Source organism: Desulfopila sp. IMCC35006, from assembly GCF_005116645.1.
Lineage (GTDB): Bacteria > Desulfobacterota > Desulfobulbia > Desulfobulbales > Desulfocapsaceae > Desulforhopalus_A.
In genome coordinates this window covers 185,054-209,472 of the sequence record NZ_SWCM01000002.1, presented here as the reverse complement: position 1 = coordinate 209,472, position 24,419 = coordinate 185,054, and the positions used below count along the sequence as shown (strand labels likewise).

Below are 24,419 nucleotides of genomic sequence, written 5' to 3'. Positions count from 1 at the left end.
GGAACCAGCAATTATACCCCCAAAGAGACGGTTCCGGCGGTGTACTTCTGTCGGAACCGGGATGCTCCATTACCAGGTGCGAAAATCACCGGTATCGATGTGGACGAAATCCGACTTCGCGTAATACCCGACCCCTCCAGCCTTAAGCGATATTGCCGCATCGCGCAGTTCTTTCGTGGGTACGTCTGAGAGCCGGATATCAATGGCTTTCCCCTGTAGATGCAGACTGTTCCTTGCGACACCGCTGCTTCTGCTCCGTAAGGATGCATTGGTCTTTGGCGACCGGTATCCGGAAATCACCTCACACACCCCCTTGCTGCCGGTTTCTTTCTGGATCTTGAGAAGAATTTTCATAAGTCCCAGATCGATTGGGTGTACATCTCCAGTGCGGAAATCACGAAGAAAGGAGAAAAGCTTTATCTTGGTGGATCGAGGGCAAAACCGGCCATCAAAACGCAAATCGAACCTTTCTTCGGTATGGGTATGAAAAAAAGAGATTATATTATTGGGGAAGGTTCGGGCCAGCAGGTCAAGTGGCTCTGTCAGACTCAAGCCGACTGCCAGTTGTGCCGCTCTAAGAAGGAATGTGCGTCGATTCATAGAATGGTTGTTTTTCTGTTCAGTAATGCGCCTTAATTAAGTAGTTTATTATTGTTCGTGGAATACTTACTTCAAGAGGGTGCTGTACAGCTTGGCATCTCTTGCATAAATATCCCGGTTAAATAATATCGTGCCATTTTTGTCAACCCATGTCGTCAGATAGGTGATGTGGACGGGTACGGGGACAGGTAACTGAATCACTTTGCGATCCAGTTGATTATAGATCTCCTTAAACTTTTCCACAGGCCAGGCTTCCGCTTGATCCTTCAGGAGAAAAAGGGCCAGATTGAGCCCGTTACTCACCCGGATACAGCCGTGGCTGAAGTCTCTTTTGGTACGATCAAAAAGATTATGTGCCGGAGTGTCATGCATATAGACGGAATACGTATTTGGAAAAACAAATTTTATTTTTCCAAGGGCATTCCAGGGGCCGGGGTCCTGCCGCAGTTTATACCCGGCCATCTTGTCTTGGGTAACAGTATGCCAGTCGATTGCCCTGGAGTCAAGTTCTGCGGCGTCCGGGCGCCAGCTGGAAAAGAGACGGACATGACGGTTCACCAGGTAATTGCTGTTTTTGCGCAGCGCCGGCAATTCCTCCTTTTGGGCAATACTTGGGGGGATATTCCAGAAGGGGTTCACATCGATATATTTAATTTTCCCACTGAAAACAGGCGTCTGGTGCTGTTCCTGGCCAACAATGACCGGCATGTCCAGAACAATTTCGTCGTCCTCAAAGGCTTTTAAATTGAAACTGGCAATATTCGCCAGAACGTATCTTTTCCCCAGATCATGAGCCTGCCAACGCCAGCGGGCCATATTAATCCGAATCGTGGCAATATTTTCAGCAACGGATATATTCAGGGCACTGATGGTATTTTTACCTATTATTCCGTCAGGGGTGAGACCGTTTTGCCGTTGAAATGCCAGAACAGCCTCTTTCAGCATTGGGTCGAAGACGGTGGCGGCACTTCCTTGGGCGGGCCCCAATAAGGGGTCTGTTACCTGCAGTCTTTTTCTTACAGCGCTGATGCGCGGGTCAATATCTCCCGGGCGCAGGCTTGGACCACCCGGGACAGTTGTCCAGCCGCCATTTTCAGCGATTTTCCGATAGTGAGCGAGACCTGCTTTGAGGCCTCGGTATTGATGATGCTGGGGCGGCAGGCTGGCGAGGAAGTCATTGAGATTGCCGGTGGAAAGTACATGCTTCATGGCCAAAACAGGGTTGAAGGTTTTTTCTCCTGCTTCGGCGAACAGCTCAGGGTCTGATGCCAATGGTTTCAGCTGGCCGTAACTGATATCGTGAATGTATTTGACCAGATTGTAGGTGAGGGCGGTATCCAGTTCTGCGAGTTTCTCGGCATCTTCGGCCGGCCAGAGTTCTCCCAGGCGATCCACCTTATATTCCTGAGGGTTGAGTCCATGCTGGTAGGCATTTGTCAGGTAATTGAGGATTGTTTGTGCTTTTTCAGTGGGACCTTCAGTGCTTACCCAGAGCGGCTCTACCCCGGTTTTGTTGTAAATTTCCGTCAGACAGAGATTCTGGGTGGTGAAAGTAGGGAGGTTCTTGTCGGGCTCCATCGTTGCCAGGGGAAAACATAACAGATGGCTGGATATTGCCTTCGACAGCTCGGCATCGGTCGGACGGCTATAGCCATTGTCGGCAACGGTCAGCAGCAGCATGAGACAGCAACCGAAAACTTTTTTAAAAGGAAATTTGAGGAGCTGTCTTGACGGGGTGAGATGTGAAAACATAAGGTATCAACTGTTGCTGGGGAAAAATGAATGAGTAATGGGTAGTTATTCTCTGCTCTTGTACCATTACTCGAGGATATTTGCAAACTGCTGTTACATTTATATGGTATCAGTCAACACGTCAGGTGGGTGATTATGCGTGTGCAGGCAAAACCTGTCCCGGAAACAAGAAGGGGCAGCTCATCCTGTTGCCGGTTGAAGCATCTCAGTTTTCATATTGATACCCTATGCCATAAATGGAACGTACCAGCTCACGATCTTCGGCAAGGAGGGCGATTTTTTTACGGAGATTTTTAATATGGGAATCGATGGTTCGATCGCTGACAATGCGACGGTCGGGATAAATTTTCTCCATCAGCTGATCGCGAGAAAAGATCCGTCCTGAATTGTTTTTGAGAATGCTCAACAGTTTAAACTCCACCACGGTTAAGCCAAGGTCGCGCTGATTATAGGTCGCTTTATAACAGAGTTCATTTAATTCCAGACCTTTTCCGGACCCCTGTTCCGGAGTTTGCATTCGCCGAAGCACAGCTTTCACCCGCGCGACGACTTCGCGCGGGCTGTACGGTTTGCAGACGTAGTCATCGGCGCCGATTTCCAGGCCCACCACCCGATCGATTTCCTGCACGCGGGCGGTTATCATTATAACGGGCACATTGGAAAAGCTTCGAATTTCCTTACATATTTCAAGACCATCCCGGCCCGGAAGCATTAAGTCAAGGATGATCAGGTCCGGCTTGTGCTCTTTTATCCAGGAAATTGCTTCCAGTCCATTATGCAGACAAAATGAGGAAAATCCGGCCTGTCCCAGATATTCGCTGAGCAGGAGGGCGAGCTTTTCTTCGTCTTCAACGATAAGAATAGTGGCGGTCATTGCAGCTCCTCGATAAGCGGAAGAGAAATGTTTATCTGCAGACCACCCAGGGGGGAAGGGCAGGCTGCAATAGTTCCTTCATGGGCTTTGATGATGTTCTGGCAGATGGTCAAACCGAGACCCATCCCGCCGGTTCCCCGGTTGCGCGAGGCTTCTACCCGGTAGAGGCGATCAAACAGCTTTTCGTGTTCCGGCAACGGTACGCCGGGTGGGCTGTCCTGAATGGCTATGTACAGTCGCCCCTCGCCGTACCTGCAATGTATTTGCATTTCCCCTCCAGAGTCAGTGTATTTCAGACTGTTTTCGAACAGGTTGGTGAAGAGCTGTTCGAGGCGTTCCGCATCGCCAAAGATCAGGGGAGGATTGAGAGATTCGGGGAAAAACGCTGTCATCACTATATTCTTGCGCTTGAATTCGTCTTGAAACAGGAGCATGACCTGGCGGAGAATACTTATCGGGTCAATACCGTCCTTACGATACGTAAGGGCACCGACATCAAAGAGTGAAAGCTGATAGAGATCGTCAACCAGGCGGCCCAGGCGCATAATCTCCGAATGCAGGGAATCAAGAGCCTTGGCGTCGGCTGGGCGGATGCCGTCCTGGATGGCCTCGATCTCTCCCCGCAGAATTGTCAGCGGCGTCCGTAATTCATGGGAAATATCCGCCACCCACTGCTGCCGGCTTTCCTCATTATGTTCAAGGGCCAGGGCGAGGGCATTGAAATCACCGGCTAATCGACCCAGTTCATCAGTGGAGGTGACCGGTACCCGGACGGTATAATCGCCGGTGGACAGCTGATGGATACCTTTGGTCAGGGTATTGATCGGCCGGACCAGCCTGCGGGCGACAATGACGGAAATGAATATCGACAGCAACAGGATGGTTGCGACGATAATGAGCATTGCCAGTTCCTGCTGTTTTATAAAACTCAACTGATAAGGCGTTGAGAGTTTTTTTTGCGGGGGGACGAGCAGGTAGCTGACAATTCTCCCGTTATTCTTAATGGGGGAGAGTTTGTCATTTTTTTTCGTGCCGATATTGCCATAAAGCGGTTCAAGCTTGTCATCGAGCAGGAGCAGTCGCGGCTCTTCCTTGCTGATCAACATTATCTGCTTCAGGCTTTCCGGCCACAGGGCAGGGTCATCCTCGAGAAAGTCCCAGTTGCCCCGTTCTTCATAGGCTTGAACAAGCGCCTTGGAAATGCGCTCCTGCTCCGTATTATTGACGTAGTCGAGAAGCCCCCGGCTGAAACTCCATCTCATGACAAAAAACATACAGATGACCGCCAGAACGGCAGCGGTGAGAATTGCGATAAACAGGCGCTGCAGCATCCTCTTTTTCATATTTTGCCAAACTCCTGCAAGGAGGTCTCGTTATTGGATTCCAAGCCCGGCAAACAAGATGTAAGCGGGCGGTGACTCTGGCATGCACCTGAGGGGCACGAGTTCTTTGACACGTGAGACTCCGTGTGCCCAAAGAAGTAATACGCCTCTTTCGAAACAGCATCATATTTTTTCCGGCACAGGCTGTTTTTCCATAATTACTCCATAATTGCTCCATACTCATTTTGTATCTTCGTATCATGAGATTGGATGTACCTCTCTCAGCTATTTAAAAAATAAGGAGCCGTCATGAAATCGTTATCCGTTAAAAAAGCTATCGTACTTACCGCATGTCTTTTTATGATCCCCGTAGCCAGCTTTGCTGCCACCAAAACCGCTGCTCATAAAGACACCGCTGTCTCTGCCTGTGCAGGTAAAGCTGTCGGTGATGCAGTGACCATGCACAAAAAAGGCAAAAAAGTTGCAGCAACCTGCCAGGAAGTTAATGGTGCCTTGAAAGCTGTTGTTAAAATGAAATAACGCTGGAATCGTAACAGCGCGCAGGAATTTGTCCGACGTGACCGTTCTGCAACAGTAAATTGACGATTTTCTTTGTTATATTAACCCCGGTAAACATGACATAAGCGGGACTCAGTAGAGTACCCCTTGCAGAGGGCAAGGTACTAAAAAACCACCAGCAACATTGCAGCGTTGCCGGTGGTTTTTTTTGTAACAGGCTGTCTGAAGTAAGGTACTAAAAAGCAGTAAGCCCTTCGATCATGTCCGGGGAATTGAAGTTGATTTCGATTTCATACTCACTCCCATTTTTTCCCGTGCTTATCGCAAATCCCAGTTTTTTCGCCAGGGCCAGCATCTGCGTGTTTTCTTTCATGACAATGCCGTGAATATGGGCAAAACCCCGTTGCTGTGCGACCAGCAGACATTGCCGCATCAGGCTGGCACCGATCCCCTTGCCCTGCCAGGGGTCGCCCACCAGAACTGCGATCTCTCCTGTTGTACCGTCTGGGTCTCCGATAATCCTGGCCACCCCGAGCATGAGTTCGGTTTCAGAGTCTTCATCGAGAGCCACATAGGCAATTTCCCGGTCATAATCGATCTGGGTGAAACGGGACAGCATCGCCGGCTGCAGCATCCGCAACGCTCCGAAAAATCGATAATAGATGCTTGTTGGTGATAAAACCTCAAACAGATTCGTGAAAAGCGGTGCATCTTCCGGTTTTACCGGTCTAATTACAAGATGCAGGCCGCTCTCCGTCGTCATGCGAAATATTTTTTCACCGGGATACGGGCTGATAACAAGGTGGAGCGGAGATATAACATCAATCGGGGAAACCAGCAGACGGGCATCGGCGACGGTTGGTTTGCCATTCTTGATCATGATCGGATTCATATCGAGTTCGGAAATCTGCGGGAAGTCGATGAGCAGCTGGGAGAGGCAGATGATAATTTCCTCGAGTTTCTCGAAATCTGCCGGAGGATGGTTTCTAAATCCCTGCAGCAGCTTATAGGCCCTGGTTTCCTGGATCAGACGTTGGGCCAGCAGTCTATTCATCGGCGGCAGTCCGAGCGCTTTGTCCTGCAGAATCTCGGTAAATATTCCCCCCATCCCGAAAAGAATCACCGGACCGAAATCAGGATCCCGTTTCGCCCCGAGCAGAATTTCAAAATCAGGATTGGCCAGATAGGGCTGAATTGTCACACCTTCGATCCGGGCTTCAGGTCGATATTGCCGCGCAGACGACATGGTCAGTTGATACGCCTTGCGAACATCGAGATCAGACCGAAGGTCAAGATGTACGCCGCCGGCATCGGTTTTATGGGTGATATCCGGAGAAAAGAGTTTTAATACAACCGGGTATCCGATATCGCTGCTCACCTGAGAGGCCTGTTCTTCACTTGTTGCAACAACCGTCTGAACCACTGGAAGACCATAGGCGGCAAGAAGCTGCCATACTTTTGATTCCGGCAGAAAACCCTTTGCTGTTGAGGATGCAAAAATGTGTTTGGCGGTAGTATTGTCAAATACCATATCCCGGCTGACCTTTGGCGGTGCCTCCAGAAGCAGCTCCTGATTTCTGGCAAAGCTCACCATATACAGGAAGGCGCGTACGGCCCTTTCCGGGGTGTCAAAGGTTGGGATGGCCGATTCGTTGAGGAATTCCACCGCCTGGTCCACACTTTTTCCGCCCATCCAACTGGCAAAGATCGGGTATTGATGGCCATGCATCGCCGCAACAAGCGCCTTTGCCACAGTCATGGGCTCGGTCATGGCCTGCGGGGCGAGGATGACCAGCACTCCGTCAAAGGTTCGTTCGTCAAGACAGATATCCAGTACCTGGCGAAATCTTTCAGCCGAGGCATCGCCGAGAATATCAATGGGGTTGTTGCGGCTCCAGTATGGCGGCAGGACCGCATCGAGTTTGCTGACGATCTCGGCATCAAGGACTGCCGGTTCATGACCGAGGCTGGCGAGATAATCGGCGGCCATTACCCCGGGCCCGCCGCCATTGGTGATAATACCGAGGCGCGGACCATGTGGGCGGGGTTGTTTGGCCATCAGTTCTGCACAATCAAAAAGTTCTTCAATGGTGTCCACCCTGACGATGCCTGCCCGCTTGAAGGCCGCGTCATAGACCGCGTCTTCCCCGACCATGGCCCCGGTATGGGAAGCGGCGGCTTTGGCCCCGGCTTTGCTCCGTCCTGCCTTTAACACGATAATGGGCTTTACCCGCGATACGGAGCGCGCCGCACTCATGAATTTCCGGAAGTTTGTTAAATTTTCAATGTAGAGCAGGATACTTTTAACCGAATTGTCGTTGCCGAGATAATCGATCATATCGCCAAAATCGACATCGAGCATCGACCCGATACTGATAAAATTGCTGAACCCGATCTGTTCCTTGAAGGCCAGGTCAAGGATCGACGAACAGATGGCACCGCTCTGCGAAACAAGAGCCATGTTACCCTGGGGCGGCATCCCGGAAATAAAAGTGGCATTGAGTCTGCCACTGGGCTGGATTATCCCAAGACAGTTCGGGCCGATAATCCGAAACCCCGTATGGGCGATTACCCGGCGGATTTTGTGTTCAATTTCATTCCCGGATACACCAGCTTCTTTCCCGCCGGCGGAAATCACAATAGCACCTCCGACCTTTCTGCTTATGCACTCCTGGATTATCTCAGGTACGGTCTGGATCGGGGTTGCGATAATCGCCAGATCCACGCCGACGTCGAGATCGGAAACTGACTTGTAAGTCCGGCAGCCGAGGATCTCTTGATATTTCGGGTTTACCGGCAGCACCAATCCCGGAAAACCGGCGTCAATGAGATTTTTCATCAATACGTTACCAATCGTGCCGGACTTTTCGCTTGCGCCAATGACCGCTAACCGTTGCGGCCTGATGATACGATCCAGATTATGTTGTCCCATGTTTCAGCTCCAATTTTGAAGACACTTGCTCTATTTTTATGCGGCTGGCTTTTCCTGCAAACTGATTATTTTACACTCTGGCAAATTTCCTGACACCTTCCCTGCGCTCTTTTGCCCAGGAGATCGTGCTATGCAGGTGCGGTGTCACCGGGGGTGCTGCATGGCCATCCTCCGTGAAAAGTGGACGTTGTATTCTTCATTTCTGCCTCTACTGTTGCTGGTTATGGTCCCGGGTGCGTGTTCTGCTGCGACTGTAATTACCATAACCAGCATAAAGCGTTCCAGCAGAACGAAGGCAGGGGGGATGTCGACAGGTTTTATGCAAAAAATGACAAAACAGAAGGGGTACAGAAAAGAAGTCGGGATGAGCTGCTGAGTGGGATGTGGGAACCGATTTTGCATAATTTTATTTATATTACATGCACCATGGTCAGGCAAAGTGGCCAGTTGCTGACAGGGCTGTTTCGTTGAGACATGGTGTGGCGAGTTAATAAAGAGAATCCCGCCCAAGGGATTTGCGGGACTCTTTTCAGTACTCGCGTGTCGGGTATAAGTTCCTTCACGAAATACTTAACTTGTGAATAACAATGGATGTTTAGCGGTACCTCGGTAATCCCGCCCAAAAGCTTTGCGGGATAAGTTCCTTCACGAAATACTTCTCCTGAAAAAGCTCAGGAGAAGTATTTCTAAGTCACTAAAGAGAATTGCGATGAAAAAAATTCACAAAATAATCGTGCCGATAGATTTTCTCCAGCATACCGACCAGCTGGTGGAATATGCGGTGTATATTGCCAAAAGTTTTGGGGCTACCCTGTATTTTGTCAATGTGGTTGAAAATCCACATCTTTATGGTGACTATGATTTTCCTCCTCCCTCCATGGTGCTCTTTAATACCGAAATGGTTAAAAAGGCTGAAGAGAAGATGCAGCAGCTGGTCGACAAGACCAAGACAGCCGGCCCGGGGTGTGAAGGGAAAGTCTGTCAGGGGGTTGTTGTTGATGCCATTATCGATTATGCCCAGGAAATAGATGGCGATCTGATAATTATCGGCACCCATGGCAGAAAAGGCCTTGAAAAAATGTGGCTGGGGAGTGTGGCCGAGAGGGTGATAAAACGAGCGTCCTGTCCGACACTGAGCTGTAATCCATATTAGTGCCTGCTCCCGAATTCCTGTCACTCGGTTCAGTACCCCGCAGGGGGCTCCTGAACCGAGTCCCGACTGTTTTCAGCCTGTATCCACCGGCATCCTGCCGGCACGCTGTTATCGGGCTGTTTTACCGATAATCTCAAACATAACAAAACGTTTGCTGATTCTGCAAATTTTTGTAGATAGGCTGCAAATTTTCTTAGTGTTTCGTACAAAACCAGCCAACTTTCCTCTTTTTCCAAATAAATAGCTCATATTGCGTTGTCTCAGTCTTGTTTTGTCAGGTGGCATGTTTTCTGCAATCCTGAAGCAGGTAAAACTTATGCACAAAGACTTAACCCGGTGGAGCATCGCATGGCTGACAAGACATTCAAAAACAGGCTTATTATCGTAATTATCTTCGTCGCGGTTGCCGGGACGGCCGGCTGGCTGTGGCTTTGGAACAAAGGGGAGGGACAGCCTGAGGACATTGCCTCGGGTAACGGCCGGATCGAGGCAACCGAGGTGGACATAGCAACGAAGAACAAGGGTCGTATTGCCGAAATACTCTGCCATGAAGGTGATTTCCTTCAGGAAGGCCAGGTTGTGGCTCGCATAGATACGAAGACCCTGGAGGCCATGCACCGGCAGGCCGAGGCCTCCGTCGAACAGGCACGCCAGGCGAAAAAATACGCCCAGGCGCTGGTACAGCAAAGAAAGAGCGAAGTGGTCGTCACCAGAAAGGACTATGAACGCTCGCAGGCCACCTATCAATCGAATAAATTTGCCATTGCCGCAAAACAGCTCGATCATGACCGCGCAGCGATGGAAGCAGCCGCGGCACTGCTCGCTGAAGCCGAGGCGCAGGTTCTCCAGTCCGAGGCCGTGATCAATGTTTCTCTTGGCAAAAAGGAAGAAATCGAGTCGATCCTCAGTGATTGTGTCATTACGACTCCTATCCGGGGCAGGGTGCTCTACCGCCTGGTCGAACCTGGGGAGATCCTGCCGGACGGGGGCAAGGTCCTTACCGTGCTTGATCTGAGCGATGTCTATATGACCATCTTTCTGCCGACTGCCCAGGCAAGCAGGGTGCGCATAGGGGCGGATGCCCGGCTGGTGTTCGATGCCTTGCCTGATATTGCCGTTCCGGCCAAAGTTTCCTTTGTTGCCCCCAATGCCCAGTTTACCCCCAAGGCGGTTGAAACCAGAACGGAGCGGGAAAAGCTCATGTTTCGCATTAAGGTTAAAATTGCGCCAGAAATACTGATGAGCCATCTCGAACAGGTGAAAACCGGGGTGCCGGGTGTCGCCTATGTACGTCTCGACCCGCAGGCACAATGGCCGGAAGATGTACGGCACAGGAAACTGCCATGAAACAGCCGGATGTCTGCATAGCGAGTGTTGCGGACCTCAGCCATCGCTATGGCCGGACTACGGCACTCGAGGCAATCGATCTGCAGATTCCTGCCGCCTGTATGGCAGGGGTGATCGGGCCCGACGGCGTGGGGAAATCGAGCCTGCTGGCGTTGATTGCCGGGGTACGCAAAATACAGCAGGGGGCCGTCGAGGTTCTTCGCGGCAATATGCGTGACAGGCAGCACCGTGCCCTGGTGTGCCCACGCATCGCGTACATGCCCCAGGGCCTGGGCCGCAATCTGTACATGACCTTGTCGGTAATTGAGAATATCGAATTTTTCGGCCGCCTGTTCAGCCAGAAAAGTACCGAACGGCAGAGCCGCGCCGACGAACTGCTTGGTGCGACAGGGCTGTCACCTTTCAGGGACCGTCCAGCCGGCAAGCTTTCCGGGGGCATGAAACAGAAATTAGGGTTGTGCTGCGCGCTTATCCATGACCCTGACCTGCTTATCCTGGATGAACCGACCACCGGGGTCGATCCGCTATCTCGCCGCCAGTTCTGGCAGCTGATAGATACTATTCGTGCGCGCCGCAATGGGATGAGCGTACTGGTGTCCACCGCCTATATGGAGGAAGCCGAAGGATTTGACTGGTTGGTGGCCATGGATGACGGCCGGGTGCTGGCCACCGGCAGCCCCGGGCAATTACTGGAGCAGACCGGCACCAGCGACCTGGATGCGGCGTTTATTTCCCTGTTGCCTGAAGAGAAACGCAAAGATCATCAAGCCCTGGTTGTTCCGCCGCGCACTGCACCTGCCGACGGCCCCCCGGCTATCAAGGCGGAAGGACTGACCCGCAGCTTCGGAGATTTCATTGCCGTCGACCATGTCAATTTCGAGATTGGCCAGGGGGAGATCTTTGGCTTTCTCGGCTCCAACGGCTGCGGCAAGACCACCACCATGAAGATGCTCACCGGGCTGTTGCCCGCTTCAGAGGGGACGGCTTTGCTGTTTGGCCGCACGGTGGATGCCCATGACCTTGCGGTTCGCCGGCGGGTAGGCTTCATGTCCCAGGGGTTTTCACTCTACACCGAACTGACCGTCCGGCAGAACCTGGAACTGCATGCCCGGCTATTTCACCTGCCGCAGGATCGGATAGCAGCCCGGATTGCTGAAATGATCGAACGCTTTACCCTACAGGAGTATACATACGAAATATCCGCCAGCCTGCCGCTCGGTATCCGTCAGCGTCTTTCTCTGGCCGTGGCGGTGATTCACGGCCCGGAAATACTCATCCTCGATGAACCCACCTCCGGGGTCGATCCGGTGGCCCGCGATCAGTTCTGGCACCTGTTGATTGAACTTTCCCGCCGGGACAAGGTTACCATTTTCGTGTCCACCCATTTTATGAACGAGGCCGAGCGCTGTGACCGCATTTCTCTAATGCATGCCGGCAAAGTGCTGGCCTCCGATACACCGGCGGCCCTGGTACAGGCCCGGGGGAAGACTTGTCTGCAGGATGCCTTCATCGACTATCTGGAAGAGGTTGTGGACGAAAAAACGAGTACTCTGCAGAGCCCGCCAGCCGACAGGGCTGATCTTCCACCCAGGCGCAGGACCAGGAGTGTGTTCAGCTTCTTGCGCCTCTTCGGCTATGCCCACCGCGAGACGCTGGAGATACGGCGAGACCCCGTCCTGCTCACCTTTGCTCTTTTGGGCACGGTTATGCTGATGTTCATTATGGGCTACGGCATCACTATGGATGTAGAGGATATCTCGTTTGGCGTGCTGGACCGCGATCAGACCCCGGAGAGTGTTGATTACATTCAGCACATAGCCGGTTCGCGCTACTTCATTGAACGATCGCCGATTGTCGACGATACCGATCTTGACCGGCGGATGCGCAGCGGCGAATTAAGCCTGGCCCTGGAAATTCCCCCGGGGTACGGCAAAGACCTCAGGCGCGGCCGCAACCCCGAAATCGGTGCATGGGTCGACGGTGCGATGCCCTTTCGGGCCGAGACCATCACCGGTTATCTGCAGGGGATGCACTATGCATATCTGGCTGATCTGTCGCTGCGCCACTTCGGCCGCGTGCCCAGATTTTCCAGGGCCGATATCGAGGTGCGCTACCGCTATAACCAGGATTTCAAGAGTATTTACGCCATGGTTCCGGCCGTAATCCCGCTGTTGCTGCTTTTTATCCCGGCGATTCTCATGGCCCTTGGCGTGGTGAGGGAAAAGGAACTGGGCTCAATCACCAACCTGTATGCAACCCCGGTGACCCGCCTGGAGTTTCTTCTCGGTAAACAGCTGCCCTACATCGGGGTGAGTATGATCAGCTTTTTCGGTCTGGTCGCGCTGGCAGTCATGGTGTTCGGGGTACCGCTTAAAGGCAGCTTTGCCGCCCTGACCATTGCTGCCCTGCTCTATGTGACGGTCACCACCGGTCTTGGCCTGCTGATGTCGGCCTTTACCAGCACGCAGGTCGCGGCCCTCGCCGTCACCGCCATTGTCACGCTGCTGGCTGCGCTGAATTTTTCTGGGATGACCAATCCCGTGTCGTCGATGGCCGGCATCGGAGCCGTGATCGGGAATTTTTTTCCAACGACCTATTTTTTAATCATCAGCCGCGGCATCTTTACCAAAGCACTCGGCTTCAGTGAGCTTTCCCGTAACTTTTTCGCCCTTGCCGGGTTTATTCCGGCACTGACAATACTGAGCCTGTTCTTTCTGAAGAAACAGGAAAAATGATCATGGATAAATGTGCCAATATCTTCCGCCTTGGTATCAAGGAACTCCGCATCCTCCTTCGTGATCCGGTGTTGATTGTCTTAATCGTCTGGACATTTTCCGGGGGCATCTACAGTATTGCAACAACCACATCCATGGAATTACACAACGCGCCTCTCGCCGTAACCGACGAAGACCAGTCCCAGCTTTCAGGGCGCATCATCAATGCCTTTTACGGCCCATATTTTAAACCGCCGGAGTTGATTTCCCTGGATGCGGTTGATTCCGGCATGGATGGGGGCATATACATCTTTGCCATTGATATCCCGCCCGATTTCGAGAAAGACCTGCTGGCGGGTCGCCATCCGGCGCTTCAGGTTGATGTCGACGCGACCATGGTCACCCAGGCCTTCATCGGGTCCGGCTATATCGAAAACATCGTAACCGGTGAGGTTAACGAATTTGTGCAAAGATACCGAGGGGAATCTCTACTGCCGATCGGACTTGCCATTCGCACGAAGTACAACCCCAACCGCACTTCTGCCTGGTTCGGCAGCGTTATGGAAGTGATAAACAACATCACCATGCTGTCGATGATCCTCACCGGGGCAGCGGTTGTCCGGGAGCGGGAGCACGGCACGCTCGAGCATCTCATGGTGATGCCGCTCACGTCGATTGAGATCATGCTGTCCAAGATCTGGGCCATGGGGCTGGTAGTGCTGACCGCAGCGGCACTTTCCCTCTATTTAATGGTGCAGGGGGTACTGGCTGTACCTGTCGCCGGTTCCGTTGCCCTCTTTCTCTTTGGTGCCGCTCTGCATCTTTTTTCCACCACCTCCATGGGTATTTTTCTTGGCACCATTGCCCGCTCCATGCCGCAACTCGGCCTGTTGATGATCATGGTCATTTTGCCCCTGCAGATGCTCTCCGGCGGAATTACGCCACGGGAGAGCATGCCGAAAATCGTCCAGGCCATCATGGAGCTGGCTCCGACAACGCATTTTGTCAGTCTCGCCCAGGCCGTTCTGTATCGTGGCGCGGGTTTTGAGTTGATCTGGCAAAATATTCTGGCGATTATCGCCATTGGTTTCGTTTTTTTCATGGCCGCCCTGGCCCTGTTCCGTAAGAGCATCAACACGACTGTTTAAGGTGTCGTGAAAGGAGAGAGGATATGGAAAAGGAAGCACATATCAACCTATGGTATTTCATTTTTGTTTTTCTGGGAATTATGATCCTGCAGGAATGGCTCGGAGCAGGTCCGATTGAGAAAGTACCCTACAGCGAGTTCCAGCAACTGCTGCAGGACGGGAAAATTGCCGATATCAAGGTTGCTGATTCCAGCCTTCGCGCGCAACTCAAGGAGCCTCTGCCCGACGGCCGCCGGGAAATTTACACCGTCCGGGTCGAGCCGGATCTGGCCAAAGACCTCTCGCAATACAATGTCCAGTTTTCTGGCGAGGCGCAGAATAAACTTCTCAACAGCATTCTGTCCTGGATCATTCCTACCGTGGTATTTTTTGCTATCTGGATGTATTTCGTGCGGAAGATCGCCGGACAGCAGGGCGGTGCGGGTTTTATGTCGGTTGGCAAGAGCAAGGCGAAAATCTATCTGGAAAAAGATATAAAGGTCACTTTTGATGAAGTAGCCGGTGTCGATGAGGCAAAAGATGAACTGAAAGAAATTGTCGCCTTTCTTAAAAATCCGAGGGAATACGGTCGGATCGGCGCCCGTGTTCCCAAAGGCGTGTTGCTGGTCGGTCCTCCGGGTACCGGCAAGACGCTGCTCGCCCGCGCGGTGGCCGGGGAAGCGGCTGTTGCATTTTTCTCTATCAATGGTTCGGAGTTTGTTGAAATGTTCGTCGGGGTCGGGGCGGCGCGTGTACGCGATCTGTTTGAACAGGCGAGGAAAAACGCGCCCTGTATTATATTTATCGATGAACTCGACGCCCTCGGACGCGCCCGTGGTGCCGGTCCGCTTTCCGGAGGCCATGATGAAAAAGAACAGACGCTCAATCAGCTTCTCAGTGAACTTGACGGCTTTAATCCGCAACAGGGGATTGTCCTGCTGGCAGCGACTAACCGGCCGGAGATCCTCGATCCTGCCCTGTTGCGGGCAGGCCGTTTTGACCGGCAGATACTCGTTGATCGGCCCGATAAACCAGGTCGGATAGCCATTCTGAAAGTCCATGTGCAGCATATCCAGATAGAAAACAATGTGGATCTGGAACAGATTGCCGCATTGACCACCGGTTTCACCGGTGCTGACCTTGCCAATCTGGTCAATGAGGCGGCAATCCTTGCCACCCGGCGCAATGCCGATGAAGTGACCCTGGATGATTTTACCATGGCCATTGAACGTATAGTTGCCGGACTTGAAAAGAAAAATCGCCTGCTCAACCCCTATGAACGCAAGGTCGTGGCGTACCATGAGACCGGTCATGCCCTGGTTACCCTGGCTCTTCCGGGGACCGATGTGGTCCAGAAGGTTTCTATTATTCCGCGCGGTATCGGGGCGCTGGGATACAACATCCAGCGGCCGACCGAAGACCGTTACCTGATGACCTGCGAAGAACTGGAGCATAAGATGGCTTCGCTCTTGGGAGGGCGTGCGGCTGAAATGCTGGTGTTCAATAAATTATCCACGGGAGCCGCCAACGACCTTGATAAGGCAACGGATATTGCCCGCAGCATGGTCATGCGTTACGGCATGGATGAGACTCTCGGGCTGGCAACCTATGCAGAGGAGCAATCCCCATACCTGGCAACCAGCGGCATGCCGCAATTCCAGTCCCGTGTATACAGTGAAAAAACAGCGCGTGAAATCGACGAAGCGGTCCGCAACAAAATAGGCCAGGCCTTCCGGCTGGCGACGAAAATCCTCGAACAGAACAGGCAGTTGCTGGAGGAAACTTCGGCAAAGCTCCTGAAGAAGGAAACCCTGTCTGCCGAAGAGTTGCCCAAACCGGTATGGGACGCTCATGCCCCCGTTGAATCTGACGGCCGGCCATAATGGGATCAGTCAAAGATTTTGCGTGCAGTTCGTATATATAGCATGAAACGTCACAATAAAGGGATGATCACCATGAGAAGCATAGCAATGAGTTTTACTCTTTTGGGTTTCTGCACCGGGCTCCTGCTTGTCGGCTGCGCCGCAGTCGGTCCTGATTATGTGCCGCCCGAGGTATCCACACCAAAAGAATGGAACACCCAGCTGTCTGGCGGATTGAAAGGGGAAAGTGTGGATCCCCGGACACTGGCCGCCTGGTGGTCGACTTTTAATGATCCTGTCCTGACGAAATTAATCGACCGTGCGGTGGCTGGCAACCTCGACCTCGGTCTGGCCCGGGCGCATGTACGCGAGGCTCGGGCGCGCCGCGGGATTGCCGAAGCAGGGAGTTTTCCGACTCTGAACAGCGGTGCTGCCGCTATGAAACTTCGCACCAGTGCCGCAACAGGTGTCGATATCGAGAGCGACTTATACATCGCAGGCTTCGATGCCACCTGGGAGCTCGATGTGTTCGGCCGGGTTCGCCGCTCGGTGGAGGCAGCAGGAGCTGCACTGCAGGCAAGCGAAGAGGGGTTGCATGATGTCATGGTGAGCCTGCTCGCCGAAGTTGCCCTCAACTACGTGGAAGTGCGTTCGTACCAGACCAGGTTGTCGATCGCGGAGGCCAACAGAGCCGCCCAGGAACAGACATATGCCATGACCCGTACGCGCAGCCAGACAGGGCTGACCAGCAGTCTTGACGTTGAACAGGCCAGGTACAATCTGGAAGAAACCCGCTCACAGATTCCACCTTTACAGATCGGCCTGGAACAGGCGAAAAACCGCCTCGCGGTCCTGCTGGGCGAAAAACCGGGCTTTTTACAAGAGGAACTGGCCGAACGCAAAGAGATCCCGGCTCCGCCTCCGGAGATCGCCGTAGGCGTGCCGGCCGATGCGATGCGTCGCAGGCCTGATGTGCGCAGGGCCGAGAGAGTGCTCGCCGCCCAGACGGCTGCAGTTGGCGTCGCCACTGCCGAACTCTATCCTAAGCTGACCTTGACCGGTGTCGTCGGCCTTCAGTCCCTGTCCCTGAACACCCTGCTTAAAAGCGGAAGCGGGGCATATGCCCTCGGACCTTCTTTTGCCTGGAATATCTTCGATGCGGGACGCATACGGCAGAACATTGAAGTGCGCAACGCCATCCAGGAGCAGGCCCTGCTCACCTACGAGTCTTCGGTGCTGACAGCGCTTGCCGACGTTGAAAATTCACTTGTCGCTTATGCTGACGAACAACTCCGACAGCAGTCGCTCCAGCGGGCCGAGCAGGCAGCCCAGCGCGCCGTTCTGATGGCCAAAGATCAATACACCTCGGGGCTGACTGATTTTCAGAATGTGCTCAACGGACAACGGGCCCTCCTGTCTCTGCAAAATCAGCAGGCCCTGAGCAAAAGAGGGGTAACGTCCAATCTCATCGGACTGTATAAGGCACTGGGAGGCGGGTGGACGCCGGTTGCCCCGTTGCTGAAGGAGCGCACATCTAACTGAATGATCGGCACAACAGCAGGAGGACACGCGAAATCTGATGGAAGAAACATATGTTGGCCGGGTTGCCGCCGTCAGGGGCAGTGTAGTTGATATTGTCTTTGAGGAGGGTCTGCCTCCTGTAAACGGCCTGCTCTTTACCGGTGATAACAATGAGGTGATTGTTGAGGTGAGCGATCATCTTGACAAAAACACGGTCCGCTGTATTGCGCTGACGCCTACAGCCGGCCTGGGACGGGGCGACAAAACCCAAGGTACCGGTGCGCCTATAATGGTTCCCGTTGGCGACAAGCTGCTGGGCCGAATGTTCAATCTGTTTGGTGCGGCTATTGATAACAAACCCCAGGTCGAAGGGATGGAAAAACGCTCTATCCACCGGCGGCCAATTCCCCTTGCGCAAAGAATAACGACGGAGGAAATTTTTCTCACCGGAATAAAAGTTATCGATCTTCTCGTCCCCCTGGAGCGGGGCGGCAAAGCAGGTCTCTTTGGTGGCGCCGGCGTGGGCAAAACGGTGGTCATTACCGAGCTTATCAACAATATGGTCGGTAAACATCACGGTATCAGCATTTTTTGCGGGATTGGTGAGAGATGCCGGGAAGGCGAAGAACTCTACCGGGAGATGGCTGCGGCCGGTGTTTTGCAGAATACCGTCATGGTCTTTGGCCAGATGAACGAATCCCCCGGGGCGCGTTTCCGGGTCGGCCATACCGGCCTGACCATGGCCGAGTACTTCAGGGACGATTGTGGCCAGGATGTCCTGCTCCTTATCGACAATATATTTCGATTCATCCAGGCCGGCATGGAATTATCCGGCCTCCTTGGAAGGCTGCCGTCGAGACTGGGCTATCAGCCGACCATGGCAACGGAACTTGCCGACCTCGAAGAGCGGATCGCCAGCTCAAAAAATGCCTCGATCACCTCAATCCAGGCAGTGTATGTGCCGGCCGACGATCTGACGGATCCCGCCGCAGTCCACACCTTCAGCCATCTCTCGGCCAGTATCGTACTTTCCAGAAAACTCGCCGGCGAAGGGTTCTATCCGGCCATCGACCCGCTCCAGTCCCATTCGATGATGCTCGATCCGCGCATTGTCGGACTGCGACACTATGACGTGGCACGTGAGGTGAAAAAGACCCTGGCTATCTATGAGGAGTTGAAAGATATCATTGCCATGCTCGGCATAGAAGAGCTTGCCCGGGAAGACCGGAGAACCGTCTATCGGGCCAGAAGGCTCGAGCGTTTTATGACCCAGCCTTTTTTCACCACACAACACTTCACCGGACTAGAGGGAAAAATAGTCGATCTTGCCGACACGATCGATGGTTGTGAAAGGATTTTAAACGATGAATTCTCTGAGGTAAGTGAAAGAGCCCTGTATATGATCGGAACCGTCAGTGAGGCAAAAAAAGATGCGGAATAATCGAAAAATACTCCAGGCACGGCTATGGATCTGACAATCTACCTGCCATCGGGCATATTTCTTGAAAGCGAGGTGAGTAAAGTCAAAGGAGAGAGTCCGGCAGGAGCCTTCTGCCTGTTGCCACACCATATCGATTACGTTGTAGCGCTCGTTCCGTCCATTTTTTCCTATGCAGATCTGGACGGGAAGGAATTTTATCTGGCTCTTGATAACGGAATACTTGTTAAGCAGGGGCCGGAAGTAATGGTTGCCGCACGGCGGGTCGTTGCCGGAGAGCTCGGCCAGTTGCATCGGGAAATTGACCAGATGATCGCAGCAAGTGCGGAACGGGAGAAAATCAATAAATCGGCAGTTGTCAGACTTGAGGCGGGATTTTTGCGGCGCTTTATGGAATTCAGTCACCGATGATTCAATAAAAAATATTCTTCTGCTGGCCTTCTCAGCTTCCCCTGCGGTGCAGAGGAACCAGAGGAGGCCGGTGAGGCAAGGATAATGAGCATGAAAGCCTCTCGGGGAAAAAAACCTGACGATTTTCCAAACGAGGTCCACGGTCGGGAAAAACGACGCCTGCGAAGCTTAAAACAAGGAAAGCCGGTCTGGTTTGGGCTCGGCCTTTTCGGCCTGGTCGGCTGGTCCGTTGCGGTTCCGGCGGTCATCGGCGTTTTTTTCGGTTTATGGCTGGACAGCCACGTATCCGGCGGATATTCGTGGTCACTGATGCTCTTTATCATCGGTCTCGGTCTTGGTTGCTATAACGTCTGGTATTGGTTGCAGAAAGAACGGGATTCAATCACTAAACAAGGGGATCAGAGTGATGATTGAAACGTTTCCTCAGTATGCTTTCGGCTTTTTCGGCGGCCTGATTCTCGGCGGCCTGTATTTTGGCGGGCTATGGCTCACGGTCAGAAAAATCCCAACCAGCCGTGCGCCGCACAAGCTCCTCCTGGTAAGTACTGCGCTGCGCCTTGGCACGACACTCCTGATTTTATATATTGTCGGCCGGGAGTATCCCTCTGTTTTTTTGGGTATGCTGCCCGGTTTTTTCGGGAGCCGTTATTTTGTGCTTCGGCGGGTGGGGGTAACCGACGGGAGGCGGATGCATGCGGCTGAGTCCTGACAGTATAACCATTTTCGAGAATGCGTATTTTACGCTGAATGGCACTATCCTTTTTACCTGGCTGGTCATGGCCCTGGTAACACTTGGTTCATGGCTGGCAACCAGGCGTCTGTCCACCGGTCCGCAAGTCTCGCGGTGGCAGAGTTGCCTGGAGAGCATTGTCACCCTGCTGCTCGGGCAGATCGGCGATGTCACCAGGCAGGAGCCCCGCCGGTTTCTGCCCTTTATCGGCACCCTGTTTATATTTATTGCCGTTTGTAATCTGCTGGAAATTATTCCTGGATTTTTGTCCCCGACCGGCTCCTTATCGACAACGGCGGGTCTGGCCCTCAGCGTGTTGGTGGCGGTACCGCTTTATGGCGTGCGTGACAGTGGTTTCGGTGGATATCTGAAAAAATATCTGCAGCCAAACCCGATGATGCTGCCTTTTAATATTCTGGGTGAACTCAGCCGTACCCTGGCTCTTGCCGTCCGGCTGTTTGGGAATGTCATGAGCGGTGAGATGATCGGCGGGATTCTTCTTGCGGTAACCCCATTGATTTTTCCGGTTGTCATGCAACTGCTTGGTTTGCTGACCGGTATGGTCCAGGCCTATATATTTGCGATCCTGGCCGCAGTATACATCGCCGCAGGATTAAAGGTGCATGAAGAAAAAGAAAAACGTTAATACAGGAGCTTGCCATGGACAGTTTAACCCTGATTGGAGTAATTTCGATTTTTTCCGCCGCCCTCTGCATCTGTATCGGCTCCTTAGGCCCGGCTCTTGGCGAGGGGCGGGCTGTAGCAACGGCATTAAACTCCATTGCCATGCAGCCCGATGAAACGGGCAGTATAACCAGGACGCTTTTTGTTGGTCTGGCCATGATTGAGTCAACGGCTATCTATTGTTTTGTCGTCTCGATGATACTGATTTTCGCCAATCCCTTCTGGAATCATTTTATTGCCAAGGCTGGAGGGTAAACCATGCTTATCGACTGGCCCACAGTCATTTTCCAGATCATAAATTTTTTGATCCTGATCGCACTCCTCAAGCGTTTTCTGTACGGCCCGATAACAGGCGCCATGGATAAGCGGGAACAACAGGTCGCGGCCCGGCTGGCGGAAGCGGCAAAGACGGAAAAAATCGCCAATGAAAGAGCGGCGGAGCTGGCGAAAGAACAGGAAAATTTTGCCAGATCGAGGGAAGAGATGCTGTCGCAGGCCAGGGAGGAGGTGGAAATCTGGAAAAATAATGCGCTGAAACACCTTCAGGCCGAATTCGATGAAAAGCGCGCTGTCTGGCAGAGTGGTCTTCTCGCAGAGCAAACCCACTTTCTCCAAAAGCTCAAACGAATCATCAACCGACAGGTTTTCCTGATTGCCCAAAAGGCGCTGACCGATCTCGCCGACGACGATCTGGAAGCTCGGCTTATCGAAAATTTTATCGCCAAAATCAGCCGGAAAGATCAGGGAATTGCTGCGCTGCTGTCTGCCTCGGCCGGCCAGATCACCTGTATCACCGGATTTCCGCTCAGTATGCCGCAAAAAGAAAAACTGGAAATGGCGCTCGCGCCATTTGTCGAACAGGGCGGGAACATCAGTTTTGCGGTAGACAGAGACCTGGGTTTTGGGCTGAGGCTCTATAGCGAAGACCAGAAGTGGGAATGGAACGTAAACCGTTACCTGCTTGAGCTGGAGTCGGAAATTGAAACTGCCGCCAGGGCTCTTTCCGGGGTGTCGCATGGACAATAAAAACATCCTCGACCAGCTACTCGACGATACTGCGCAGGAACTTGAAGATGGGGTAAGAAAATTCACTGCCTCAGTCATCGAGGAAGAAGTGGGCAGGGTTCTCTCCTGCGGCCAGGGCATAGTCTGGGCGGAAGGGCTCAAACGGGTGAAATCGGAAGAACTTGTGTACTTCGACAATGGCGTCATCGGTCTGGTGGTTGACATCCTGCCGGAGAAAACGGGCATTGTCCTGCTTGACGAGGATACCGGCATAAAAGCCCGGTCGGAAATAAGAAGAACCGGCCGGATCCTGGAAGTGCCTGTCACGAAGAACCTCATCGGCCGGATCATTGATCCGCTGGGTCGGCCTCTTGATGAAAAAGGCCCCCTTGAAAAGGACACACTGCTGGCCGTCCAGAGGGAGGCGCCGCCGATAATGGCCCGAGGTCCGGTAAACAGACCGCTGCAGACCGGCATCAAGGTCATTGATGCCCTCGTCCCGATTGGCCGCGGTCAGAGGGAACTCATTCTGGGGGATCGTCAGACCGGGAAAACGGGGATAGCTGTTGATACCATTATCAACCAGGCCGATAAAAATGTGGTGTGTATTTACTGCGCCATCGGGCAGCGCGGTTCCTCGGTGGCCAAAGTGGTGGCCGAATTTGAACGGCACAAAGTGATGGATTACACCGCCGTGGTTGTGGCTGGAGGCAGTGATTCACCCGGTATACAGTATATTGCGCCGTATGCCGCCACCTCCATGGCAGAGTATTTCATGGCCGGCGGAAAGGATGTCCTCATCGTTTATGACGATCTGACCCGGCATGCTCTGGCCTATCGGCAAATATCTCTGCTGCTTCGCCGCCCGCCAGGCCGGGAGGCCTTTCCGGGAGATATCTTTTATGTGCACAGCCGCCTGCTCGAACGTTCAACCCGGCTCCGCCCTGAGCACGGGGGTGGCTCGTTGACCGCATTGCCGATCATTGAAACGGAAGCGCAAAATATTTCCGCCTATATTCCGACAAATCTTATCTCTATCACCGACGGCCAGATCTATCTGTCGCCGGACCTGTTCCAGAAAGGGGTCTTGCCACCAGTCGATATCGCAAAATCCGTATCCCGGGTGGGCGGCAAGACCCAACTTCCCGCATATCGCAAGGTCGTGGCCGACCTGCGTCTCTCCTACTCGCAGTTTCAGGAGCTCGAGGCCTTTGCCCGGTTTGGTACCCGTCTTGATGAAAATACCAAAAAGATTTTGCAGCACGGCTGGCGAATCCGTGAAACGCTCAAGCAGCAACAGTATATGCCTCTCAGTGCGGCGGAGCAGATTGCGGTGCTGTACGCTGTCAATACAGGGATGGCGGATTTGCTGCCGCTCACCAGCCTTGGTGTAATGGAGGAGGAGATTGTCGGGGTAGTCCGAAACAGTACAGAATTATCACGGGCCATCGACGCAGCAGCCAGGGAAGATCCTGTCTGGGAGGAACTTGAAACGCTGCTCGAAAAGATCATTGCCAAGTACGCGCTTGTCGCTGCAGAGGATGCATGACATGGAGAATGTTGCAAGGCTGAGCAGGAAAATCAGAACAGCGCATGATCTGCTCTCGGTCGTGAAAACCATGAAAGGGCTGGCCGCCGTCAATATCAGGCATTTTGAGTCAGCTGCCAGGTCCATGGACAAGTACAGTCATATAATAGAAATTGGCTGGCAGGCTTTGTTGCGCAACAATGTCCATATGGAGAGCCGCACCCGTTCGTCGGCTGCCGTCTGCCTGGTGATTGGTTCCGACCAGGGCATGTGCGGCCAGTTTAATGATGCCGTCGTCCGCTTTGCCACCGAACACATCGATTCTCTTAAAAGAAACGGCATAAAGATCCATTACTGGACGGCAGGCGAACGCGTGCGTGTGGCATTCGACGAAGTAACCAGCATAGAGCACCATTTTGCCCTGCCATCTTCCACCGATGCCATAGGGGATTTAATGCTGGCCATGGTGCATGATTTTGCCGATCTCCACGAAGTGCATCATATTGAGACGTTCGTGCTTTATTTTAACCGGCTGGGCAGGGGAGGTGCGTATGAACCGGTCGCCGTACAGGTCCTGCCTCTTGATGCACAGTGGAGCAGGCAAAAAAAAGAGGCAGTCTGGCCGTCGCGCTGTTTACCGGTGGTCGGCATGGAAGTAAATGATTTTTTTAAGCATATTTTCCAGGAACATCTTTTTGCTTTAATCTACCGAGCGTTTGCCCAGTCCCTGGCCTGCGAGAATGGTGCCCGCCTTTCCGCGATGATGGCCGCCGAAAAAAATATCCTGGAGCTTGAAGAAAAGCTCCAGGGCAAGTTTCGCGAGAACAGGCAGAGCGCCATAACGGCCGAGCTGCTGGATATCATCTCAGGTTTTGAAGCCCTGACCCCCCACTGATTCTC

The 24,419-nt window shown here is 53.0% G+C and carries 21 protein-coding genes; 16 read left to right on the top strand and 5 right to left on the bottom strand.

Annotation, left to right across the window (positions count from 1 at the left end):
* Nucleotides 1–69: 69 nt before the first annotated feature.
* From FCL47_RS04880 to FCL47_RS04865, 4 genes are all read right to left on the bottom strand, one after another.
* Nucleotides 70–600 carry a DUF882 domain-containing protein gene (locus FCL47_RS04880; protein ID WP_167496367.1) on the bottom strand — a complete coding sequence of 177 codons (531 nt, stop codon included), beginning with the start codon at nucleotides 598–600 and terminating at the stop codon, nucleotides 70–72.
* Nucleotides 601–666: 66 nt separating this feature from the next.
* Nucleotides 667–2,352: a murein L,D-transpeptidase gene (locus tag FCL47_RS04875; RefSeq protein ID WP_136812357.1), complete on the bottom strand. Its 1,686-nt coding sequence runs from the start codon at nucleotides 2,350–2,352 to the stop codon at nucleotides 667–669.
* Nucleotides 2,353–2,557: 205 nt separating this feature from the next.
* Complete coding sequence (locus FCL47_RS04870; RefSeq protein ID WP_136812356.1) at nucleotides 2,558–3,226, bottom strand: response regulator; 669 nt, start codon at nucleotides 3,224–3,226, stop codon at nucleotides 2,558–2,560.
* A complete protein-coding gene (locus tag FCL47_RS04865) occupies nucleotides 3,223–4,569 on the bottom strand; it encodes an ATP-binding protein (RefSeq protein ID WP_136812355.1) in 1,347 nt (448 codons plus the stop codon). Before FCL47_RS04865 ends, FCL47_RS04870 begins: the two co-directional genes overlap by 4 nt.
* Before the next feature lie 288 nt (nucleotides 4,570–4,857).
* Between FCL47_RS04865 and FCL47_RS04860 the strand changes: the two genes are divergently transcribed.
* Nucleotides 4,858–5,088: a hypothetical protein gene (locus tag FCL47_RS04860; protein ID WP_136812354.1), complete on the top strand. Its 231-nt coding sequence runs from the start codon at nucleotides 4,858–4,860 to the stop codon at nucleotides 5,086–5,088.
* Nucleotides 5,089–5,302: 214 nt separating this feature from the next.
* Here FCL47_RS04860 and FCL47_RS04855 read toward each other — a convergent pair whose 3' ends face one another.
* Nucleotides 5,303–7,999 (bottom strand): bifunctional acetate--CoA ligase family protein/GNAT family N-acetyltransferase, encoded by a 2,697-nt coding sequence (locus tag FCL47_RS04855; protein WP_136812353.1) that lies wholly within the window; start codon nucleotides 7,997–7,999, stop codon nucleotides 5,303–5,305.
* A gap of 709 nt (nucleotides 8,000–8,708) precedes the next feature.
* On the opposite strand from FCL47_RS04855, the gene FCL47_RS04850 reads away from it, so the two are divergent.
* The 15 genes from FCL47_RS04850 to FCL47_RS04780 all read left to right on the top strand — a co-directional run bounded on the left by FCL47_RS04850 (nucleotide 8,709) and on the right by FCL47_RS04780 (nucleotide 24,414).
* Nucleotides 8,709–9,152, top strand: a complete 444-nt coding sequence (locus FCL47_RS04850) for a universal stress protein (RefSeq protein ID WP_136812352.1) — start codon at nucleotides 8,709–8,711, stop codon at nucleotides 9,150–9,152.
* 348 nt (nucleotides 9,153–9,500) lie between these two features.
* Nucleotides 9,501–10,499 (top strand): HlyD family secretion protein, encoded by a 999-nt coding sequence (locus FCL47_RS04845; protein WP_136812351.1) that lies wholly within the window; start codon nucleotides 9,501–9,503, stop codon nucleotides 10,497–10,499.
* Complete coding sequence (rbbA, locus tag FCL47_RS04840; RefSeq protein WP_136812350.1) at nucleotides 10,496–13,234, top strand: ribosome-associated ATPase/putative transporter RbbA; 2,739 nt, start codon at nucleotides 10,496–10,498, stop codon at nucleotides 13,232–13,234. Before FCL47_RS04845 ends, rbbA begins: the two co-directional genes overlap by 4 nt.
* 2 nt (nucleotides 13,235–13,236) lie before the next feature.
* Nucleotides 13,237–14,361: an ABC transporter permease gene (locus tag FCL47_RS04835; protein ID WP_136812349.1), complete on the top strand. Its 1,125-nt coding sequence runs from the start codon at nucleotides 13,237–13,239 to the stop codon at nucleotides 14,359–14,361.
* A gap of 23 nt (nucleotides 14,362–14,384) precedes the next feature.
* Nucleotides 14,385–16,223 (top strand): ATP-dependent zinc metalloprotease FtsH, encoded by a 1,839-nt coding sequence (ftsH, locus tag FCL47_RS04830; protein ID WP_136812348.1) that lies wholly within the window; start codon nucleotides 14,385–14,387, stop codon nucleotides 16,221–16,223.
* Nucleotides 16,224–16,295: 72 nt separating this feature from the next.
* A complete protein-coding gene (locus FCL47_RS04825) occupies nucleotides 16,296–17,744 on the top strand; it encodes an efflux transporter outer membrane subunit (RefSeq protein WP_136812347.1) in 1,449 nt (482 codons plus the stop codon).
* A gap of 37 nt (nucleotides 17,745–17,781) precedes the next feature.
* On the top strand, nucleotides 17,782–19,164 hold the full coding sequence (atpD, locus tag FCL47_RS04820; RefSeq protein WP_136812346.1) for a F0F1 ATP synthase subunit beta: 1,383 nt from the start codon (nucleotides 17,782–17,784) through the stop codon (nucleotides 19,162–19,164).
* 24 nt (nucleotides 19,165–19,188) lie between these two features.
* The gene (locus tag FCL47_RS04815; protein ID WP_136812345.1) at nucleotides 19,189–19,572 is read left to right on the top strand and encodes a F0F1 ATP synthase subunit epsilon; all 384 of its coding nucleotides are present in this window, start codon (nucleotides 19,189–19,191) and stop codon (nucleotides 19,570–19,572) included.
* Between the two features lie 90 nt (nucleotides 19,573–19,662).
* Complete coding sequence (locus FCL47_RS04810; protein WP_136812344.1) at nucleotides 19,663–19,986, top strand: AtpZ/AtpI family protein; 324 nt, start codon at nucleotides 19,663–19,665, stop codon at nucleotides 19,984–19,986.
* A complete protein-coding gene (locus FCL47_RS04805) occupies nucleotides 19,979–20,281 on the top strand; it encodes an ATP synthase subunit I (protein WP_136812343.1) in 303 nt (100 codons plus the stop codon). Before FCL47_RS04810 ends, FCL47_RS04805 begins: the two co-directional genes overlap by 8 nt.
* Nucleotides 20,265–20,948 (top strand): F0F1 ATP synthase subunit A, encoded by a 684-nt coding sequence (locus FCL47_RS04800; protein ID WP_136812342.1) that lies wholly within the window; start codon nucleotides 20,265–20,267, stop codon nucleotides 20,946–20,948. The genes FCL47_RS04805 and FCL47_RS04800 overlap by 17 nt, the downstream gene beginning before the upstream one ends.
* A gap of 14 nt (nucleotides 20,949–20,962) precedes the next feature.
* Nucleotides 20,963–21,241 (top strand): F0F1 ATP synthase subunit C, encoded by a 279-nt coding sequence (locus FCL47_RS04795; protein WP_136812341.1) that lies wholly within the window; start codon nucleotides 20,963–20,965, stop codon nucleotides 21,239–21,241.
* Nucleotides 21,242–21,244: 3 nt separating this feature from the next.
* Nucleotides 21,245–22,012 (top strand): hypothetical protein, encoded by a 768-nt coding sequence (locus FCL47_RS04790; RefSeq protein WP_136812340.1) that lies wholly within the window; start codon nucleotides 21,245–21,247, stop codon nucleotides 22,010–22,012.
* A complete protein-coding gene (locus FCL47_RS04785; RefSeq protein WP_136812339.1) occupies nucleotides 22,002–23,540 on the top strand; it encodes a F0F1 ATP synthase subunit alpha in 1,539 nt (512 codons plus the stop codon). The genes FCL47_RS04790 and FCL47_RS04785 overlap by 11 nt, the downstream gene beginning before the upstream one ends.
* A gap of 1 nt (nucleotide 23,541) precedes the next feature.
* Nucleotides 23,542–24,414 (top strand): F0F1 ATP synthase subunit gamma, encoded by an 873-nt coding sequence (locus FCL47_RS04780; RefSeq protein ID WP_167496366.1) that lies wholly within the window; start codon nucleotides 23,542–23,544, stop codon nucleotides 24,412–24,414.
* The last annotated feature ends 5 nt before the right edge of the window (nucleotides 24,415–24,419 follow it).

Bases quoted from the DNA above. Each gene is read 5' to 3' on its own strand.
- FCL47_RS04880 (WP_167496367.1), bottom strand. From the start codon at position 600: ATGAATCGACGCACATTCCTTCTTAGAGCGGCACAACTGGCAGTCGGC.
- FCL47_RS04875 (WP_136812357.1), bottom strand. From the start codon at position 2,352: ATGTTTTCACATCTCACCCCGTCAAGACAGCTCCTCAAATTTCCTTTT.
- FCL47_RS04870 (WP_136812356.1), bottom strand. From the start codon at position 3,226: ATGACCGCCACTATTCTTATCGTTGAAGACGAAGAAAAGCTCGCCCTC.
- FCL47_RS04865 (WP_136812355.1), bottom strand. From the start codon at position 4,569: ATGAAAAAGAGGATGCTGCAGCGCCTGTTTATCGCAATTCTCACCGCT.
- FCL47_RS04860 (WP_136812354.1), top strand. From the start codon at position 4,858: ATGAAATCGTTATCCGTTAAAAAAGCTATCGTACTTACCGCATGTCTT.
- FCL47_RS04855 (WP_136812353.1), bottom strand. From the start codon at position 7,999: ATGGGACAACATAATCTGGATCGTATCATCAGGCCGCAACGGTTAGCG.
- FCL47_RS04850 (WP_136812352.1), top strand. From the start codon at position 8,709: ATGAAAAAAATTCACAAAATAATCGTGCCGATAGATTTTCTCCAGCAT.
- FCL47_RS04845 (WP_136812351.1), top strand. From the start codon at position 9,501: ATGGCTGACAAGACATTCAAAAACAGGCTTATTATCGTAATTATCTTC.
- rbbA (WP_136812350.1), top strand. From the start codon at position 10,496: ATGAAACAGCCGGATGTCTGCATAGCGAGTGTTGCGGACCTCAGCCAT.
- FCL47_RS04835 (WP_136812349.1), top strand. From the start codon at position 13,237: ATGGATAAATGTGCCAATATCTTCCGCCTTGGTATCAAGGAACTCCGC.
- ftsH (WP_136812348.1), top strand. From the start codon at position 14,385: ATGGAAAAGGAAGCACATATCAACCTATGGTATTTCATTTTTGTTTTT.
- FCL47_RS04825 (WP_136812347.1), top strand. From the start codon at position 16,296: ATGAGAAGCATAGCAATGAGTTTTACTCTTTTGGGTTTCTGCACCGGG.
- atpD (WP_136812346.1), top strand. From the start codon at position 17,782: ATGGAAGAAACATATGTTGGCCGGGTTGCCGCCGTCAGGGGCAGTGTA.
- FCL47_RS04815 (WP_136812345.1), top strand. From the start codon at position 19,189: ATGGATCTGACAATCTACCTGCCATCGGGCATATTTCTTGAAAGCGAG.
- FCL47_RS04810 (WP_136812344.1), top strand. From the start codon at position 19,663: ATGAAAGCCTCTCGGGGAAAAAAACCTGACGATTTTCCAAACGAGGTC.
- FCL47_RS04805 (WP_136812343.1), top strand. From the start codon at position 19,979: ATGATTGAAACGTTTCCTCAGTATGCTTTCGGCTTTTTCGGCGGCCTG.
- FCL47_RS04800 (WP_136812342.1), top strand. From the start codon at position 20,265: ATGCGGCTGAGTCCTGACAGTATAACCATTTTCGAGAATGCGTATTTT.
- FCL47_RS04795 (WP_136812341.1), top strand. From the start codon at position 20,963: ATGGACAGTTTAACCCTGATTGGAGTAATTTCGATTTTTTCCGCCGCC.
- FCL47_RS04790 (WP_136812340.1), top strand. From the start codon at position 21,245: ATGCTTATCGACTGGCCCACAGTCATTTTCCAGATCATAAATTTTTTG.
- FCL47_RS04785 (WP_136812339.1), top strand. From the start codon at position 22,002: ATGGACAATAAAAACATCCTCGACCAGCTACTCGACGATACTGCGCAG.
- FCL47_RS04780 (WP_167496366.1), top strand. From the start codon at position 23,542: ATGGAGAATGTTGCAAGGCTGAGCAGGAAAATCAGAACAGCGCATGAT.